The organism is Winogradskya humida (genome assembly GCF_016862215.1).
Taxonomy (GTDB): domain Bacteria; phylum Actinomycetota; class Actinomycetes; order Mycobacteriales; family Micromonosporaceae; genus Actinoplanes; species Actinoplanes humidus.
Genome location: NZ_BOMN01000149.1, coordinates 20,569 through 36,647, shown reverse-complemented (window position 1 = coordinate 36,647; position 16,079 = coordinate 20,569). Strand labels below are relative to the sequence as shown.

General features: G+C 67.2%; 19 protein-coding genes. 3 read left to right on the top strand and 16 right to left on the bottom strand.

Annotated elements, in window-relative coordinates:
- Window positions 1-235 precede the first annotated feature (235 nt).
- Complete coding sequence (locus Ahu01nite_RS48760) at window positions 236-457, bottom strand: holin (RefSeq protein WP_203843610.1); 222 nt, start codon at window positions 455-457, stop codon at window positions 236-238.
- Window positions 458-496: 39 nt separating this feature from the next.
- Here Ahu01nite_RS48760 and Ahu01nite_RS48755 point away from each other — a divergent pair, with 39 nt between their 5' ends.
- Both Ahu01nite_RS48755 and Ahu01nite_RS48750 read left to right on the top strand, forming a co-directional pair.
- Entirely contained in the window at window positions 497-823 is a 327-nt protein-coding gene (locus Ahu01nite_RS48755; protein WP_203843609.1) for a hypothetical protein, read from the top strand.
- 164 nt (window positions 824-987) lie between these two features.
- Window positions 988-1,608, top strand: a complete 621-nt coding sequence (locus Ahu01nite_RS48750; protein WP_203843608.1) for a hypothetical protein — start codon at window positions 988-990, stop codon at window positions 1,606-1,608.
- Window positions 1,609-1,648: 40 nt separating this feature from the next.
- On the opposite strand, the gene Ahu01nite_RS48745 is transcribed toward Ahu01nite_RS48750, so the two are convergent.
- Entirely contained in the window at window positions 1,649-2,371 is a 723-nt protein-coding gene (locus Ahu01nite_RS48745) for a DNA-methyltransferase (RefSeq protein ID WP_203843607.1), read from the bottom strand.
- A 202-nt stretch (window positions 2,372-2,573) separates the two neighbouring features.
- Between Ahu01nite_RS48745 and Ahu01nite_RS48740 the strand changes: the two genes are divergently transcribed.
- Window positions 2,574-2,783, top strand: a complete 210-nt coding sequence (locus Ahu01nite_RS48740) for a hypothetical protein (RefSeq protein ID WP_203843606.1) — start codon at window positions 2,574-2,576, stop codon at window positions 2,781-2,783.
- A gap of 561 nt (window positions 2,784-3,344) precedes the next feature.
- Here the strand turns inward: Ahu01nite_RS48740 and Ahu01nite_RS48735 are convergent.
- The 14 genes from Ahu01nite_RS48735 to Ahu01nite_RS48670 form a co-directional block, all read right to left on the bottom strand.
- Entirely contained in the window at window positions 3,345-3,608 is a 264-nt protein-coding gene (locus Ahu01nite_RS48735; protein ID WP_203843605.1) for a hypothetical protein, read from the bottom strand.
- Window positions 3,605-3,880 carry a hypothetical protein gene (locus Ahu01nite_RS48730; RefSeq protein WP_203843604.1) on the bottom strand — a complete coding sequence of 92 codons (276 nt, stop codon included), beginning with the start codon at window positions 3,878-3,880 and terminating at the stop codon, window positions 3,605-3,607. The genes Ahu01nite_RS48735 and Ahu01nite_RS48730 overlap by 4 nt, the downstream gene beginning before the upstream one ends.
- 25 nt (window positions 3,881-3,905) lie before the next feature.
- Entirely contained in the window at window positions 3,906-4,871 is a 966-nt protein-coding gene (locus tag Ahu01nite_RS48725) for a hypothetical protein (protein ID WP_203843603.1), read from the bottom strand.
- Window positions 4,871-5,035, bottom strand: coding sequence for a hypothetical protein (locus Ahu01nite_RS48720; protein WP_203843602.1), 165 nt, complete (start codon window positions 5,033-5,035; stop codon window positions 4,871-4,873). The genes Ahu01nite_RS48725 and Ahu01nite_RS48720 overlap by 1 nt, the downstream gene beginning before the upstream one ends.
- Before the next feature lie 16 nt (window positions 5,036-5,051).
- On the bottom strand, window positions 5,052-8,207 hold the full coding sequence (locus Ahu01nite_RS48715; RefSeq protein ID WP_203843601.1) for a hypothetical protein: 3,156 nt from the start codon (window positions 8,205-8,207) through the stop codon (window positions 5,052-5,054).
- Window positions 8,207-8,932 carry a hypothetical protein gene (locus Ahu01nite_RS48710; RefSeq protein WP_203843600.1) on the bottom strand — a complete coding sequence of 242 codons (726 nt, stop codon included), beginning with the start codon at window positions 8,930-8,932 and terminating at the stop codon, window positions 8,207-8,209. Before Ahu01nite_RS48710 ends, Ahu01nite_RS48715 begins: the two co-directional genes overlap by 1 nt.
- A complete protein-coding gene (locus Ahu01nite_RS48705) occupies window positions 8,914-10,011 on the bottom strand; it encodes a hypothetical protein (RefSeq protein WP_203843599.1) in 1,098 nt (365 codons plus the stop codon). Before Ahu01nite_RS48705 ends, Ahu01nite_RS48710 begins: the two co-directional genes overlap by 19 nt.
- A gap of 32 nt (window positions 10,012-10,043) precedes the next feature.
- Window positions 10,044-10,421: a hypothetical protein gene (locus Ahu01nite_RS48700; RefSeq protein ID WP_203843598.1), complete on the bottom strand. Its 378-nt coding sequence runs from the start codon at window positions 10,419-10,421 to the stop codon at window positions 10,044-10,046.
- Window positions 10,418-13,702: a phage tail tape measure protein gene (locus Ahu01nite_RS48695; protein ID WP_203843597.1), complete on the bottom strand. Its 3,285-nt coding sequence runs from the start codon at window positions 13,700-13,702 to the stop codon at window positions 10,418-10,420. Before Ahu01nite_RS48695 ends, Ahu01nite_RS48700 begins: the two co-directional genes overlap by 4 nt.
- Window positions 13,699-14,040 (bottom strand): HK97 gp10 family phage protein, encoded by a 342-nt coding sequence (locus tag Ahu01nite_RS48690; protein WP_203843596.1) that lies wholly within the window; start codon window positions 14,038-14,040, stop codon window positions 13,699-13,701. Before Ahu01nite_RS48690 ends, Ahu01nite_RS48695 begins: the two co-directional genes overlap by 4 nt.
- Before the next feature lie 241 nt (window positions 14,041-14,281).
- Complete coding sequence (locus tag Ahu01nite_RS48685) at window positions 14,282-14,785, bottom strand: hypothetical protein (protein WP_203843595.1); 504 nt, start codon at window positions 14,783-14,785, stop codon at window positions 14,282-14,284.
- Window positions 14,786-14,896: 111 nt separating this feature from the next.
- A complete protein-coding gene (locus Ahu01nite_RS48680) occupies window positions 14,897-15,502 on the bottom strand; it encodes a hypothetical protein (protein ID WP_203843594.1) in 606 nt (201 codons plus the stop codon).
- Window positions 15,503-15,685, bottom strand: coding sequence for a hypothetical protein (locus Ahu01nite_RS48675; RefSeq protein WP_203843593.1), 183 nt, complete (start codon window positions 15,683-15,685; stop codon window positions 15,503-15,505).
- Window positions 15,682-16,065: a hypothetical protein gene (locus Ahu01nite_RS48670; protein ID WP_203843592.1), complete on the bottom strand. Its 384-nt coding sequence runs from the start codon at window positions 16,063-16,065 to the stop codon at window positions 15,682-15,684. Before Ahu01nite_RS48670 ends, Ahu01nite_RS48675 begins: the two co-directional genes overlap by 4 nt.
- Window positions 16,066-16,079: the final 14 nt, after the last annotated feature.

Below are 16,079 nucleotides of genomic sequence, written 5' to 3'. Positions count from 1 at the left end.
GGAAGGGGCAGCACCAGCCGGACCACAGAACGGAGATCTCGCCGAGGCGCGCGGCTTGCCACCGGAGAGCACCAGGTGTGACGGATGCCGACAGGCGGCCGTCGGCATCCAGCGGGACGCCAGCGGCGCGGTCCGCCTTGTCGGCCAGCTGGGAGCAAAAGGCCCGGCGACGACGTCGCGCGGCTGGCCGTGCTCGCCGTCGACGAACACGGCGGGCTGTCGGCAGATTAGCTCGTCAGCGGGTGACAGCGCTCGGATCGTCCTTCTCCCCCACCCCGGCGGTGACGATCGACGTCAGCACCGACAAAACGAGCGCGCCACACGCGACACCCAGGGCGAGCGGGACGTCCGCGTGCAGGACGTTGAACTGATCGAGCGGGATGAGACCGATCAAGGCCTGCGCGGCGGACTTGACCGCGCGCTCGCCGGCCTGCAGCCAGAACTTCTTGGTCAACATGGTGATGCTCCTGTCTCGTGATGGTCGTACGGTGTGCTGGTGGTGCGCTATCCCGATCTGCCGACCAAGCAGGCCCGGCTCGAATCCGCCGGGCTGTCCGGCGCGCTCGAGCGGCTCACGGTCGGCAAGGACAAGGACTGCTCCGACGAGGCGGCGCTCGCCGAGCTACGGGAGATCACGACGGATCGGCATGTGGTCGGACACGTGCTCGGCTCGTTCGTGGTCCAGCTGGAACGGAACTTCGGCTACGACTGGACGCGGGCTGTTCGGCTGCTGCGCGAGCTCGGCGCGGACGAGGACCAGGCCGCGCGGGTGGCGGCGTGGCAGCGGGAGCGATACGCGCGAAACGGCGGCCTGCTTCCGTAGGCTGCCTAAAACCTGACCGCTGAGGTCACCCGATCGGTGCGCCCTCCGCCCATCCACAGTGGTGCCGTAGACACCTCGCATGACAAGGTGTCTCGGTGAGATGGGCTGAGCTAGTGCTGTCGTACCTCAAAGTTGCCATTTGGCCGCTTATCATTCTGTATTGCGTGAGCTTCTTCCGGAAACCTATTCGTGATTTTCTTTCGCGAGTAACAGTTGCTGAAGCTGCAGGCGTACGCATTGAAGCTCAGGCCCGGAAAGCTGCGCTCGGCGCTGCGGAGATTGAGGTCGCTAACGAGGCTCAACAGGAAGAATCGAAGGACCAGGAGGAGACCCAAAACACCGGCGACCCGACTGAACCTGCTAGCGAGGCAGAGGAAGCGCCGCGGCGGCCAGCACCGCTGGACAATCTTTACATCCCTTGGGAACTAGGCAAACAAGCCGAAGCGTTGGCCCTTTACTGCCTTCGTTCCTATGCCGCGCTCGAAGCTAAATGTCAGACCTGGGTGCAGGATCTAGGCAGAACTCATGCCCATCCCCCTGGATTGATTGAATCCGACCCTATTCAATACGTAGTTTCCGTCCTAGTCAGAGAGGAATTCATCAATAGCAAGGTTGCGAAACTTTCTGAAACCGTTCAATCTCTAATCAGGACCATTCAATGGGGAGGAAGCTTCTCCCCAGCCGCCGCTTTAGAAACTGAATATTCCATTTCGCAGTTGACAGTTGCACTTGAGCGCGGAATCACAAGATATCGTAAGACATTCGCGCGGGAACTTGAAAAATAGGTAGATTGACCAATACCTGGGTCCGTAGGCCGACGCATGTTTAGGCCGAAGCAGCACTTAGCCGCTGACGGGCGAGGTCGGCGTAGTGTCCGTTTGACTCGATGCCGAAGAAAGACCGGCCGGTCTGCAGCGCGGCAAGCCCAGTTGACCCAGACCCGGCGAACGGGTCGAGAACCCGACCGCCCGGTACGCAGACCTGCACCAGGTCGACGAGCAGCTCGTGCGGCTTCTGCGTGATGTGCACCCGCTTCGCGCCGCGTGGCTGGCTCGCGGAATAGAGACCCGGTAGGTAGACCGGATTGCGGGTGCCGTCGATCGAGCCCTTGGATCCCCAAAGCAGGTATTCGCACTCGGCACGGAACCCGCCGAGCTTGGGCCGGTTGACCGGCTTGTGCCACGGGATGATGCCGCGCCACAGCCAGCCGCCGGCCTGCAGGGCGTCCGAGGTTGCGGGCAGCTGCCGCCAGTCGGTGAAGACCAGCAGCGACGCCCCGGACCGGGCCGCGGTGAGGCAGTGGGCGAGGATCAGGCCGAGCCACGCCGTGTAGGAGCGCTGGTCGCGGTTGTCGCCGACGAAGTCCGCGAGCGCGTGCTGGGCGTCGCCGGAGACGTATTTGTCGCGGGCGCTGGTCTTGGTGCGGTCGGATTGGGTGCGGCCGCCAGAGTTGTACGGCGGGTCGGTGAGGACCAGGTCGACGGACTCGGGCTCGATGGTGGGCAGGACGGCCAGGGCGTCGCCCTGGTCCAGGCTCCAGCGGGTCATGGCTCTCCAAGGTCCGGCTTGTGGCCGGGTTGTGAGGTGAGCCGGGCGACGCTGCCCGGGATGACGCGGCGCGGTCCGGGTGCCCTGTAGGACGTGCGGACAGCGACGTCGAATTACAAGGTGGTAGTTCCCATCCGTTCCTTACACCTGACCTGACCTGCGGCGTAGCGTCGCCAGGATGGGGCCAGAGATCGAGTCAGTGATGGCTACGTCCGACGGGTGGCGTGTCGAGATCGTGCGTCGTGGCCGCTCCCGCTGGTACCGGATCGTGCACGGCGACGCCGTCTTCGACTGGCTCACCATTGCCACCGTGCAGCGCATCCTCGAGGAGGCCGGCGTCGACATGGCCAACCTTGCGGCCGTCGACGAGCCGACCCGGGCGCAGCGAGATCGTCAGACCGGCGCTGCCTGAGGAGTTGTTCCTCGCCCTCAAGCTGCATGATCACGCGCTGCGTCCGAGCCGATCAGAAGTCCATCCCTGCGAAACGCCCGGCGTCCAGCAGTGTGACGTGGATAACTTCTGGGACCGTTACAACAGGTCAGAGCTCCAGAGCGTTCTTTGTCGCAATGATACTGACCTGCGTCGCATGGATACCTTTTACTAGCTATGTCCGATGCCACCACGCAGTGTCAACACAGAGTCAACTGTTGTCACTGTCGTTCCGAGGGTTTTCCGGCATACCGTTGTGATCAAGCCGAAAAAACGGCAACGCCCGGGGTGCAACCCGGGCGCCGCCTTCGGACAGATCACTAGTTGCCTGGGAGCACCTATGAAACAGCCCGTTAGACCGAGAGTACCGCGCTGGCTCGATCGGAAACTGAGGGTACCGCGCCAGCTCGACCGAGAGATCGTGCTGGCGTGCATTTACGTGCTACCCCAAACGCTGATCGGGGTCGCCGCCCTCATTCAGGCGATCGGCGGGTAATCCGAACCCCCGCCCTGGCAACACAGCCAGGGCGGGGGGCTACCCGTTTATTGCGGTGCCAAGCACCCCAACTCCCTGCGAAGCTCGGCCAGACTTCCCGCCAGGCGCTCACCGGTGGGCGTCGAGGGCGGCTCGCTCCGGTAGTCGTCGTCCATCGTGACGACGATCGAGCACAGCTGGCGTAGCGAGGTGTTGGTGAGGTGCACCGAGATCACCACTGCGCCGATACCCATGGCCAGTGACGAGGCGAGCATCGCGGCCCACCAGTACCAGCCGGGCGCCGCTCGGGTCGACTTGTCCTGCACTGTCACCGGTCAGCCCCCGATCCGCTGGACGACGGCGATGGTGAGGGCTGCGGCTGATCCGGCGGCGGAGGCGGCGACGGTGATCCACCGATACGCGAGGCCAGCAGCTGACTGATGCCCGGGACCCCGACCAGGGCCCCGCCGAGCAGCAGCAGGGTCAGGTTGAAGTCCTGAGGCGGAACGATGACGGCCTGGTGCAGGATCAGTGCCCAGCCGCCGAGGTACGAGATAGCGTCCTTGACCACGGTCCAGGCGCCCGGCTTCTGGCGTGTGCTCATACATGCGTCAGCCCCTTCGCGGGGATCACGCGGCCTTGGCGGTGAGAAGGTCGCCGATCGCCGCGGCCCGGTCGTGCCCGTAGATCCCGACGAGCAGCTCGGCCGCCGCGGCGTCGGACCCGGCGCCGCCGAGCTGGTCGAGGACGGCCTCCGCGGTCGCGGTGACGGTGGCCTTCTGCGCGGCCGCGATGGCGTCGAGGATGGCCTTGCGGTCCCCGTCGTCCGCAACGACGTTCGACGCGATCGCGGCGACGGCCTTGGTGATCGCGTCGACCCGGCCGGGGGTCGCGCGCAGGATCTCGGCGAACGAGCCGGCCCGCGGCTTCGCGACCGTGGCGCCCTTGCCGTCGCCCACCCAGTCGTCGCGCTCCGCGTGCAGGTCGCGCAGGAAATCGCCGACGACCCGGTTCGGGTACGACTTGCTGCCGTACCGGTAGCCGATCACGGCCTTTCCGATCGCGGCCTGCCCGCGGGCGGCTTCCAGCTGCTTGACGACCTCGGTCGCGACCTCGGATGCGGTGGGCATGTCGTCCTCCTCTGCGGCGACCAAGCCCCACGGGCTCTGGTCGTTCTCCTGGGCGGTGGTGTAGCGCGCGCTGAAATGCGCGTGCTCGGTGTGTGGCGAAACGCCGGTGTAGTCCCGCCAGGTCCAGCCCCACGAGGCGGACGCGATCCGGCGGTTGTAGATGACGTTCTGCAGGCGGTTGTCTCGCCCGGCGCGGTGGTTGTCGACGATGATGTCGACGCACCGCTGCATGTCCCAGCCGGTCTTTTTCAGGTCGGTGTCGACGTCGATCGCGTGCACCTCGTTGATGCGGTCGGAGTCCTCCGACGGGGTGTTGCCGGTCTCGTCGGGGTTGTGATCCGACGACCCGGCCGCGTGCGAGGTGTCGCCGATCGACCCGTCGGACGCCTTGTCGCGGGACGGGGCGAGCTTGTTGAACTCGTTACGCAGACTGACCAGGCAGGGAACCAGGATCCAGGTCGCCATCAGGTCTTCTCCTCTGCAGGTGCGGTCCCCGCGGGCATGACCGGCGGGCGGGGCGGGTCCGGGGGCTCGTACGGGGGCAAGGTCGGGGTTTCGCCGATGATCGGCATCTGCCCCTCCTCTTCGATCGGGTCGCCCGGCAGAACCGGGTCATCCGGAGCGGTCACGGGATACCTCCTTTGGTCAGGTCCAGGGACTGTCGATGCGGGCACCGTTCGTGCCGAACGCCCGCGCGAGGTAGCGGTAGTCGACGCCGGACACCGCGGTCTTGTCCTCGATGACCGGCTGCTGCGGTAGGCCGGTCGCGATCCGGATCACCGAGCTCGGGTCGCCGGCGATCGCGCGGTAGACGTCGACAGACGCGGTCGCGGGCTGCCCGGTGGTCGGGGCCAGGCGCATATCGTCGATATGGGCGCGCTGGGCCGGTGCGGGGGTGTCGGCCAGGCCGGCATGGATGCTCGCGAGCGCCGCGCCGGCAGGGGCGTTGCCGGTGACGGTGATGAACTGCCACTCGTCCTGGCTGGCGGGCAGGGCCGTCGCCGTGGTCGACAGGTAGACGTCGGAGGCGTCGAACCAGTTGATCCCGATGAGCACCGGCGGTGTGCCGGGCCCGGGCCGGATCCACGCCTCCGCGGTCATTGACTGCCCGGGCACCACGGGGATGCGCTGGCCCGGCGGGATTTCGATCCGCGGGGAGGCGCCGACACCGTCGGGGGTGAGCAGCACCGACCAGCTGCCGCTGTGCGCCTGGGCGGTGGTGCGGGTGATGGTGGCGTTCGTCCCGACCCATCCCGCCAGGGTCGTCTCGAACCCTGGGTTCGGCAGGGTCTGGCCCGACGGTGAGGGGGTGGTGACGGCGATCCGGTTCAGGCCGAGTTCGGGCAGCGCGGTCACCTGCAGGGTGGGTTGCGGGGGCTCGATGTAGTCGACCACGATCCGGGCCGATTCGATGTCGGACGGCAGGCCCTGCACGTTGCGGGTCTGCAGCTCCAGCACGTACGCCGAGTTGTTGGGCAGCGAGTACGGCACCACGGTCTGGCGGATGGCGGAGTCTTGGGTCCAGCCGCTGTCGTAGACCAGGTCGGTGACTCCGCGGGTCCACTGCCGGAACCGGACGGCGACCGGCAGGGCGTTGGTGTTGCCGGTGTCGAGCCAGGCCTGCACGGCGATCCCGCCGGGGGCCGGCTCCCCACCGAGCGCCTCCGCGGTGGCGATCAGGTCCCAGGTGGTCGGTTCCGGGCCCGCCGCGTCCCACAGTTTCGCCTCGTAGCTGCCGGTGTAGCGCACGCGCAGCCCGTACCAGCGCGTCGTCGCATGCCCGCCTGTCGGGAAGATCGTCGCGCCGCCGACCAGGGTCAGCACGTTGTTGACCGAGCGGGCGAGGTTGAGCACGACCTGCCCCGTCGGGGTGACGGTGACCGAAGCGCCCACGAAGGTGGGTCCGGTGTTCCAGGCCATCATCAGCTCGACCCGGACCGGTGCCCCGGCGGGCATGACCGGCACCTGGAACTCGAGGGCGAGTTCGCGGCTGGCCCACTGCGGGTCGGCGCGGATCCTCCGGAGGCTGCCGACCGCGTCGACGCTGATCGTCAGGACCCCTGCCGCGACGGTGTACGCGGCGACCGGGGTGGTGGCGGTGTAGCCCTGTCCCATCCGGCCTGGCTGGACGCCGGCGCGCTGGAAGTCGTCGAAGGTCGCGAACAGGCGTTCGGTGTGCGCGGTCTGCTCGGCGACCGTCCAGGTGGCGTTGAGGGCTTCGGCGGTCCACACGGTGCCGTCGACCGGCTGCGTCAGAACCGGTTCTGCGGGCGCGGAGGGGATGACGATGATCGGCTGGCTGTAGGCCGACCCGCTGTCGTTGCCGTCCCACACCCGGGCCCGGTAGGCGTGCGGGCTGTCGGCGAACGCGCCCCACCCGGCGGCGAGCTCAACATAGTTGCTGCCGGTGGCATTTTTGATCTCGACGTTCTGCCAGCTGCGGTCGGACTCGCGCCAGTACTGCACTACCCCGGTGCCGACCTGCCGCGACAACGCGTACCCGGTCTGCACGTCCTGCGGATCCGGATCGGAAAACGTGAAGTTCAGCTGCAGCGCGTCGCCCACGTTCACGGCGGACCCGCTGGCCGGCGTCGGGTACGTCCAGTCCGGGGTGTCCGGCGGATACGCGAGGGTCTGCTGGACATGCACCAGCGAGTACGGCGACGACCCGGCCGGCTCCCACAACAGGTCGTAGCGCAAGTTGCCCCAGCTGCCGCGCCGCACCCCGTACGAGCGGTAGTCCTGCAGCGGCGTCGTCGAGAACAACGCCCAGTCCGTCCAGCCTTCGCCGGTCTGGTCGATGTAATACAGCAGGTTCGAGCTGGTCCCCACCGCCCAGATCCGCGGCAGCCGGGTCATCCAGTCGTACGAGATCGCCTTCGACCGGATGTTGCCCGCCGGGTGCACCGGCGTCGACCGGGTCGACGACCAGGCGTTCGACGAATCACGGACCACCAGCGACACCGCATCCGGGGAAGCCGCCAGCACCCCGGCGACCACCAGGCGCTCGGAGGTCCACCGCGCGGCGATCGAGTCCTGCGGAACCTGGGTGTTGTCGATCGGCGCGGCGGCCGCGGGCCCGGTCCACCGGCTCCCGGACCATATGAGGTGCGCCGCCAGGACCCGGGTGCGACCCATCACGACCCACAGGTGCGGTGACGGCGCGGTGTGCCCGTCCTCGCCGTGCTGAACCTCGACGACCGGGGTCTGCCGGCCCGATCCGGACCACGTCCATTTACGGGTGCCCGCGAAGACCTCCGCCGTGGCGCGCGGCGATGACGACGGGAACGCCTGCCCGGTGGTGATCCGGAAGGCGTGCAGCTCGACGCCTTGGGTCGCGCCCTGGGTGAACGCCGCGGCGATCGCCACGATGCACGCCTGGCCGGCCTTGATCGCGACCAGGTCCGACCCGGTGTAGACCTGCCCGGCCGCCCCGGTGATGGCCTCGCACACCATCAGCTCGCCACCCCACGCGTTGGGGTTCGATTCGAGGTTGACGCGGCGGTACATGATCCGGTCCCGGCCGCCTTCATACACCCGGTACGTGAGATGCCCGTAGCCGAAAACGTCGACGAACCAGCCGCCGAGCTCCTGGATGCCGGCCCGGGTAAGAGCCATGCCGGGCTGCGCGGCCCACGCGCCGGCGCCGCTGTTGGCTGAGCGCCAGATGTTGAGCTGCGTACCGAGCAGCGTCACTGCGAACAGGCTCGTGCCACCGGACTTGACCTTGGTATCGATGAAGCTTTGGCCCGGAAAGTCCAGGGCGGTCGCGTCGGTGGTGGTCGTGATCGTGCCGGCCATCAGGTCGCCTGCCTTCTGATCTCGTCGACCTCGACCGTCCAGCAGTCGTTCGTGTCGATCGTGAGGGTTCCGCTGCCCGAGTTGCGTCGCCAGCCGAGGACCACGGAGTAGTCGCCGGGCGGCATCCCGACCTGGCGCACCATCCCGACCAGCTGCCGGTGGTCGTTGGCCGCGTTGAACAAATACGGCGCCGCGAGCAGGTTGACGTAGCCGGAGTCATAGGCGGTGCCGTCCTGCCACGCGGTCCCGGTGATCCGCGCGCCGATCTCGACCTTGGTGGTGGCCACCGTGGAGAACAGGGAGATGACAACCCCGATTCGAACCGCCGAGGTGGCGTGGAGCTTGGCGAAGCTGGTGCTGGGGATACCGCCGATGTCCGCGTACGCGCCGTCGGCTTTGGTGACCGAACCGGTCACACCGCCGCGCCGGTTGGCCTCGCCCATGCCGCCCATCGACAGCACGCCCACGACGGACCAAACGGCGCCGGTACGCAGCAGGGCTACCTTCTGCCCGCGACGGGTATCCAGCACGCCGGAGATCCGGACCGGTACCTCAACCTCGGAACCGTCAAAGATCGCCGTACCGTTCAGACCGGATGCGTCGCGGTAGACGAGGATTCCCTGAGCGGAGTCCTGCCCGCGGAACAGAGGGGCGAGCTTGCGCACCTGCTCCTGGATGACGGCGATCAGGCCCGTCGAGAAGCCGATCACTGGATCATCGTCCACGTCTGCTGCATCGACCGGCCGGCCAGCGGCAGCTCCCATGCCGACACCAGCGCGTGAAACGGCGGGCCGATCTCGGGATCAGTGACGTCGACGCGGTCCATGTGCCAGTGCAAGGGGTTGAGACCGGTCGGCGCGGTAACGGTGGTCGTGATTGCCATGTCTGCATCGATCTGCGACTGCGCCGCGGCGACGAGCGCGTCCTGGCTGTCGACGTCCAAGCCGACCGACGGTGCCGGGATCACGCGATCGCGGGCCTCGACGGACGTCGGACCGACCGTCTGGTTGACGTAGCGGTAGAGCCCGTTGCCTGGGGTGGGCTGGGCATCGTCGGGCATATTCGAGCGGTAGAAGGTCCAGGCGTTCGGGGCATCGAAGAAGTCCGCCTCGATCTCACGGTCGGGCAGCAGCATGCTCGTGTCCGGCAGCGTGTCGTAAACCCACTCCGCCGGCCGGTCGATCGGACGGTGGTATTGCTCGATCCGCAGACGGCCGTCCCAATCAGTCCATATGCCCTGGTATCCGATGCTGCCCAGCAGGTCGTTAATCACTCCGAGCCAGGTCGGGTCATCAATCAGCGCCCACGCCTTGCCCGGCGTCGGTACGACTCGGTCCGCGGCCCCCTGGTCGACGACGTACTGCGTGTATCCGAGGCCCTGCAGAATGCCGATGATGTGCTCGAGTACCGGTGCACCCGCTGGCACCGCATAGGCTTCTCCGATGCGGGCGGTGAGACCATGCAAATAGTCGTAGCCCTGCACGCGGTATAGCCCGGGCCGGCGGCCGAGGCTCCGCCTCGGGGTGTTAAGAAAGTAGGCGCCGAGCCGGAACACGCCGCGGATGTTGCCCGATGCCAAGGTGAGGTAGGGGCGCACAATGCCGCGGCCCCAGGCGAGCTCGCGCGCGATGTCGAGTTCGGCTGTGGCGTGCAGGACGGCGTATGAGTCGCGGCGGATAGTTCCGCCCTCCAGCTCGGTGATCTCGTCGAGCACCTGCAGGTCGCGGTCGATGAGTTCCAAGCCGCGACCGACCCTGACCGATGGAGCATCCCGGACCAGCCAGCGCACCAGCTGGTCGGTCATGTACGACCTCGGTTCGGCGGCGGGTGGCTGCATCACACGCCCGCCACGATCGATTCCAGATGCAGAGTGATCTGCACGTTGTAGAGGCTGGGCGTCTTGTGCGCCTGCGGAACGACGGCGAAGTAAATGCCGTACATAGCCTGGCCGCGGTGGTTGCGATAAAGGACGGTCTCGCTTTTCCAGGATCGAAGGAGCGTGATGTCGGCGAGCTTGACGTCGACGAAGGTGACGGGCCACTCGCCGGCCTCGCCCTCGATGCTGTACCCGCGTTGGCGGCCGCCAGCATGGTTGACGACGTCGCCGTCCTCGGTGTAAGTAGGGTTCGCCGAGCTGTCATCGGTGTACGAGGAAAACAGCTGGCCCGTAGCGATATTGAGCAGCCAGCCACGAGTGAGCTTCAGAACGGTCATCCTGCGCGCCCCACCCTCCGCGCTGTGGACATGGCGGTACCCAGGGCGTCGCCGACGTCGCTGCCAACCTCGCCGATAGATCGGTCGATGACGGCCAAGGCGTCGCGAATCTGCTGGAGCAGGTCGAGCATGTCGCCGTTGGCGCGCACGAGCGGCTCGGGGCGGCCAGTGGCGTTGTTGACGACGTTGATGCCCGGGGCAAGCGTGCCGCCGGCGTCGAACACCGGAACGCGCCCGGCGCCGACGAGACCACCGTCGGCGAATCGAGCGGCACCGTGGTTCGCGAAGTCGCCGACGCGGCGGGCGGCTTTACCAACGATGACACCACGCGAGCCACGGGACTCGAACGGCATTCCGGCGATGACGCCGGCCATGTGCCCGACGCTCGCCGAGGCAGGCGCCTGTCCCGGGTGCGACCAGCCGGCCATCAGCGGCCCGGACGTGCGGCCCGTGTCGAACCACGGTCCGGGCAAAGACGCGGTGGAGAACGTGTGTGCGTACGGGCTGCGGCCCTTAAGGATGTTCCAGGCCGCGGACACGATGCCGGAGCAGTCGTAGCCGTTCGGTCCGGCGGAGGACCAAACATACGGCTTGCCGGCCTGCGACTGAATGAACGCGCGGGCCTCTCCTGCGCGACCGGCTTCCCCGCCGCCGCTCATGAATCCGATCGCGCCGTTGAGAACGCGGCGTGCCGCCCCTGCCAGGAAGTCGCGAACCATGCCGCCGCCGGGGATGCGCGCCAGCGCCGCCTCGAATGGTTCCTTAATCAGCTTCTTCGGGTCGCTGAGCGCACCCCAGACGTCCTTGACCCAGCCGACCAGGCCGCCGTCGGCGAACGCGTAGCCTTCGCTGCCATCGCCCGGCTCGCCGGTCAGGGGTCGGCCGAGGTAGCGGGCGATCTTCGCCGGGCCGCCCTTCATGCCGTCGTTGACCCAGCGCAGCAACGGCAAGGCGCGGGAGGTGTCACGGCTGTTGACGATGAACTCGCCTGTTGCGATGTGCAGTGGCCCGCCGGGGCCAGCGGCGATCCGGTTGTCGACGAAGCTGGGTGCGCCAGGGATCCGGCCGCCCTTGGCGAAACCGGGGATCTCGGGGATCCGGTCCTTCACTCCGACAGCTCCGGCGACCTTGTTGATGCCGCGGACCAGCGGGTTGATCACGGAGTTGACCACAAACTCGACCGGGACCTTCGCTGCGGCTTCCACTTTCGCCCAGGCGCCCTTGATGGCGTCGACGCCCTTGCCGAAGGCTGGCGCCACCGTCTTGGTCAGAAAGCCACCGAAGGTGGAAAACATCGGCCGAAGCACGTTGCGCCAGACGGCAGAAAAGGCGGATCCGACCGCGGAGAACGCCGCCTGCACTCCGTTGAAAGCTGGCACGACGACGTTGCGCCACCAGGCCGAGATGACCGAGCCGATGGCCGAAAAGACCGGCTTAACGACGTTGTCGTAGAGGTATCGAACTACGGGGAAGATCACGTTCTGCAGGTAGTTCTGCCAGGCCTTAAGGGCGATCTGGATCACCACCCAGGCGGCCTTGGCCGCCCAACCGATGCCGGAGAACGCCGGGCCGACGACGTTCTTCCAGAGCCAGGTCGCCACCGGGGCGATGACGTTCTGGAAGTACCAGACCATGGCCGTAACGGCAGGCCGAATGACCTTCTCCCAGGCCCACTGCGCGGCGGTTTGGATGCCTTGCCAGGCGCCTTGCACGATGTTCCGGAAGGTCTCGGACTTCTGGTAGGCGATGACGACGGCGGCACCGAGCGCCAGTATGCCGGCGATGACGAGACCGATCGGGTTGGCGGCCATTGCGGCGTTGAGCAGCCACTGTCCTGCAGCCCAGATCTTTGTTGCGCCAGAGGCGATGCGCTGGGCGACCGTCCATGCGGTGGTGGCCACGGCCGCGGCCCGGGTGACGACCTCGTAGCCCTTGATCACGGCGTATGTGACGCCGATAGTCACGGCCAGCGCCTGGGTGACTGTGGCGTGCTCGCGGAACCATCCGACGACCGATCCAACCGCGGGGACCAGCGTGCCGGTGACGTATGAACCAAAGGACTGCAGGGCGGGCAGCAGAACATTGTGGCCGATGTCGCCGGCGGTCTGCATGCTCGCCTGGAGTTTTTCGCGGTTGGCGGTCGCGAACTGCTCGACGGCCGGGATTGCCTGGCCGCTAATCACGCCGACGAACGCACCCTGGATGCTGCGGCCCCAAGACGTGATCTTGGCGCTGTCCGACTGGTCGACGAGGCGCTGTGTCCCATCAGCGACGTCGCCGATGCCCTTGGTGGCCTTTGCGACGTCGAGGTTTCGGAAGGCGTCGCCGAGGTCCTCCCATTTGGTGCCGAAAAGGTCGACGCCAGCGGTGTTCCGCTTGATCGGATCCTGGATGTTGTTGAGCTTGGAGACGATCGTGCCGAACGCTGAGGTTGCGGCCGGGCCGCCCTTGGCGATCGCCGCGGCGGTGCTCTCCGCGTTGAGGCCGAGCAGCTTGTAGCCCGCGACGGTGGTCTTCGACCCGTCGATTGCCCGGAGGCTGAACTCCTTGATCGCGTCGGCGGCGAGGTCGCTGTTGCGGGCGCCCCCGGCAAGCAGCTGGTTGATCAGGGCGAGGCTTTGTCCACCGTCGAGGCCGAGTTTGGCGAACTGGACGCTGTACTCAGTGAAGGTGTCGAGCAGGTCCTGGCCCTTGTTGGCGCCGGACTGGAAACCCTTGGTGAGGATGTCAAGGGCGGCCTTGGCGTTGGGGGCGATGCCTGACTTGAGCATCGATGAGATGGCGCTGGTGGTGCTCATGACGTCTTCGCCGAAAACGCGAGAGATGTCGAGCGCGCCAGCCGAGATTTCTTTCAGGACAGGCACGCTGGCGTTGCGCAACGACGGAAGGTTCTGCACGACAGAGGCGATCGCGTCGTTGACCTCGCTCATCGACTCGCCGTAGCCCTTGGCGAACAGCTGGCCCGACGCGGTGCCGATGCGACCGCTCTCAGCCTTGCTGAGGTCGAGCTGGGCGCGCAGCTTGTCGTTCGCCTTGCCGACATTGAGAGCACCCGTTAGGCCAGCACTGACGCTGGCGCCAATGCCTGCGCCGAGGCCGATCGCGCCGAGCCCTGTGCTGAGTCCGGCTTTGATCTTCTCCTGGGCGCCTGCAGAGAACTGGCTCCCGAAGCGCTTGCCGTCCTTGGAAGCGTCGATGCGCTTGAGCCGCTTGGTCAGCTCGGAGCCGAACGAGTCCAGCTGCGGCATGACCGTGACATACGCGGTCCGCAGGACGCTCATGCCGCGCCTCCGTCTTCAACACCCGGGCCGGCACCGTTCTTGATCGCGGCCGGGACCAGGTGCGGGGCAGGGGCGTTCTCCTCGTTTCCGGCCTCGACGAGCCACCCGTACCAGGCGGCTGGCCCCCATCCGACTCGGAAGTAGACGACCCGCGTCTCCCGGTCGTAGGCCCGCTCGACCTGAAGATTCCGGCGTAGGGTGCCGGTGTTCTTCTTTGCCAGACGGCGGGCGTCACGCCGGATCGCGTTGGCGACCTGGCGCACCGCCTTGGCAACCTCAGGCACCTGGGAGAACGCGGCGAGGACCTCGGGGCGGATCGGCTTGTTGTCTGCGAGCACGGCAGTGCCACCTCCTGCCGTCATCTCGGGATCTCGCCGCGCCTCAGCGCAGCGAGGCGGGCCTGCCTCCGGGCATCAGCCCGGGTATCGAATTCGAACGCCGGCCGGTTGAGGTACTCCTCAAGCCGCACGTGGCCGCAGGCCGGCACGCAGCCGCGGCCGGTGCACTTCTCGTCGTGCTCCTGCTGTCTGGCGAGATGGACGTAGATGAGGTTGCAGGCCTGTCGAATCGACAGGCCTTTCAGCCACCCAGCACCTGGGCCACTGGCACCATGCCGGGCCAGGCCTGGGGTTCCGAGGATGATCCATTCGAACTCGGCAAAGTGGTCGACGGCCCAGCGAAGGAGCCAGCAGGCTCCTCGGTAGGGCGGCCGGCCTGCCCCTCGAACAACGCCATCGCAAGCCTCATCAGCTCGTCGATGTCACACACCTTGGCGACGGCCAGCTTGTAGAACTCGACAAACTGGCTTTCGTCTGCAGGTGTTGCGGCGGTCTGAGGGCGATCGTCGGCGGGCTGGGTCTCAACTTCCGGGCGGGTGAGGCTGCAACGCATGGCCTCCCACATCGCGCCCAGGCCCTCCTGGTCGTCGATCTTGCCGGTGGTGGCGGCGCCGAGCTGCACCATCAGCATGGGCGGGATGATGCCGACGACCTCGAACTTCTTGTCGAAGAAGTTGAAGGTGTCCTTCTCGGCGGCCGGGTCCAGTTCGCGGGCCGCGGCGCCGAAGCTTCCGAGGTTGGTCATTACTCTCCTGGCGGTTGGACGCCCGGCCCTGGCCACCGCCAGGCGGACCAGGTCCGGGCATGAAAAAGCCCCGCGAGCCGATCGGCTCCGGGGTGGCGGATGACGCGAGTGTCAGGCAGCTGGTGCGTACTGCGCGAGCGATCCGGCGGTCCACCGCTTGTACGGCGTCGTCAGGACTGCAGGGTCAGGAAGCTGAACGGCGAACTCTGCGGGTAGCCCGGCCTTGGTCGCGGTGTCCGCACGGGCAGTCTCGACGCTGCCGGTGTTGAAGACCTGGGGCCAGAGCAGGCCCTCCTCGTCGTCACGGCTCTGAAAGCCGAGCATGACGTTAGTCTCCTGGCCCATCAGCGGCGGGATGTACTCGGAGAGCTTGGTCCCAGCCGAGCCGGTCACGGTGATGGTGCCGCCGTTCATGGCGAGCTTCCAGTTCACGTCCGAGATCTGGTTCATCTCGAAATTGACGCTGCCGGCCTTGCCGGTGATCTCGACCCGGATCGGGTACGGCGACTCGGCAACGCGAATCTCCTCGGTGTCGGTGGACTCCGAGTAGGTGAGCCCGGCGTCGGTACCGCCGACGGGCAGCCACAGCGCGCCCCAGGTCATCACCAGCTTGCTGTTGACCACGGACACCGTGGGGAACGGAGTGCCGAGCGGTGCCCAGCGGATGACGCCCGGGCCGGTCTTGATCTGGCCGGGCTGGAGCGGTGCGGTGGCCATCTACTTCGTCTCCTTCTGAGCGGTCGCCTGCTGGGCCGCCTTCGTGTTCGAGGAGGCGACGTAGTCCTCCCAGCCGTGCTGACTGACGAGTTCAGCCGGGACCGCCTCGCCCTCGCGAAATGCGAAGACGTTGCGGCCCGGGTCTCCGAACGGGATGTCGCGGGTGGCGACGAAGTGGCTCATGAGCCCTCCGGGTATGCGAGAAGCGAGACTTGCGAGAGGTAACGGGCCCGGCCGGTGGTCTCATCCGGGGACCACATCAGCGAAAGCGCGACGGTGACGCTCCGGACATGGCCGCCAGTAACGGGGCCGACCAGATCATGGATGGCGGCCTCGACGGTTCGGGCAAGCTTGCTGGCGGCGCCCTGGTCGCCGCCCCAGGACTCGATTTGGAACTCCGGCTGCGACTCCCACGGCATCGGCTGCGTACCGCCGAGCCCGGTGATGCGCAGCGCCGGATCGGTGCCGGCGGCGAGCTTCGTACCGACGCGGCCGCGGTGCAGCGGGATGAGTGCGGCGTGACCGGTGAGAAAGGTGACGAGCGTGGCGTCGAGGTCGGGCATGAGCGCTTCCAAAC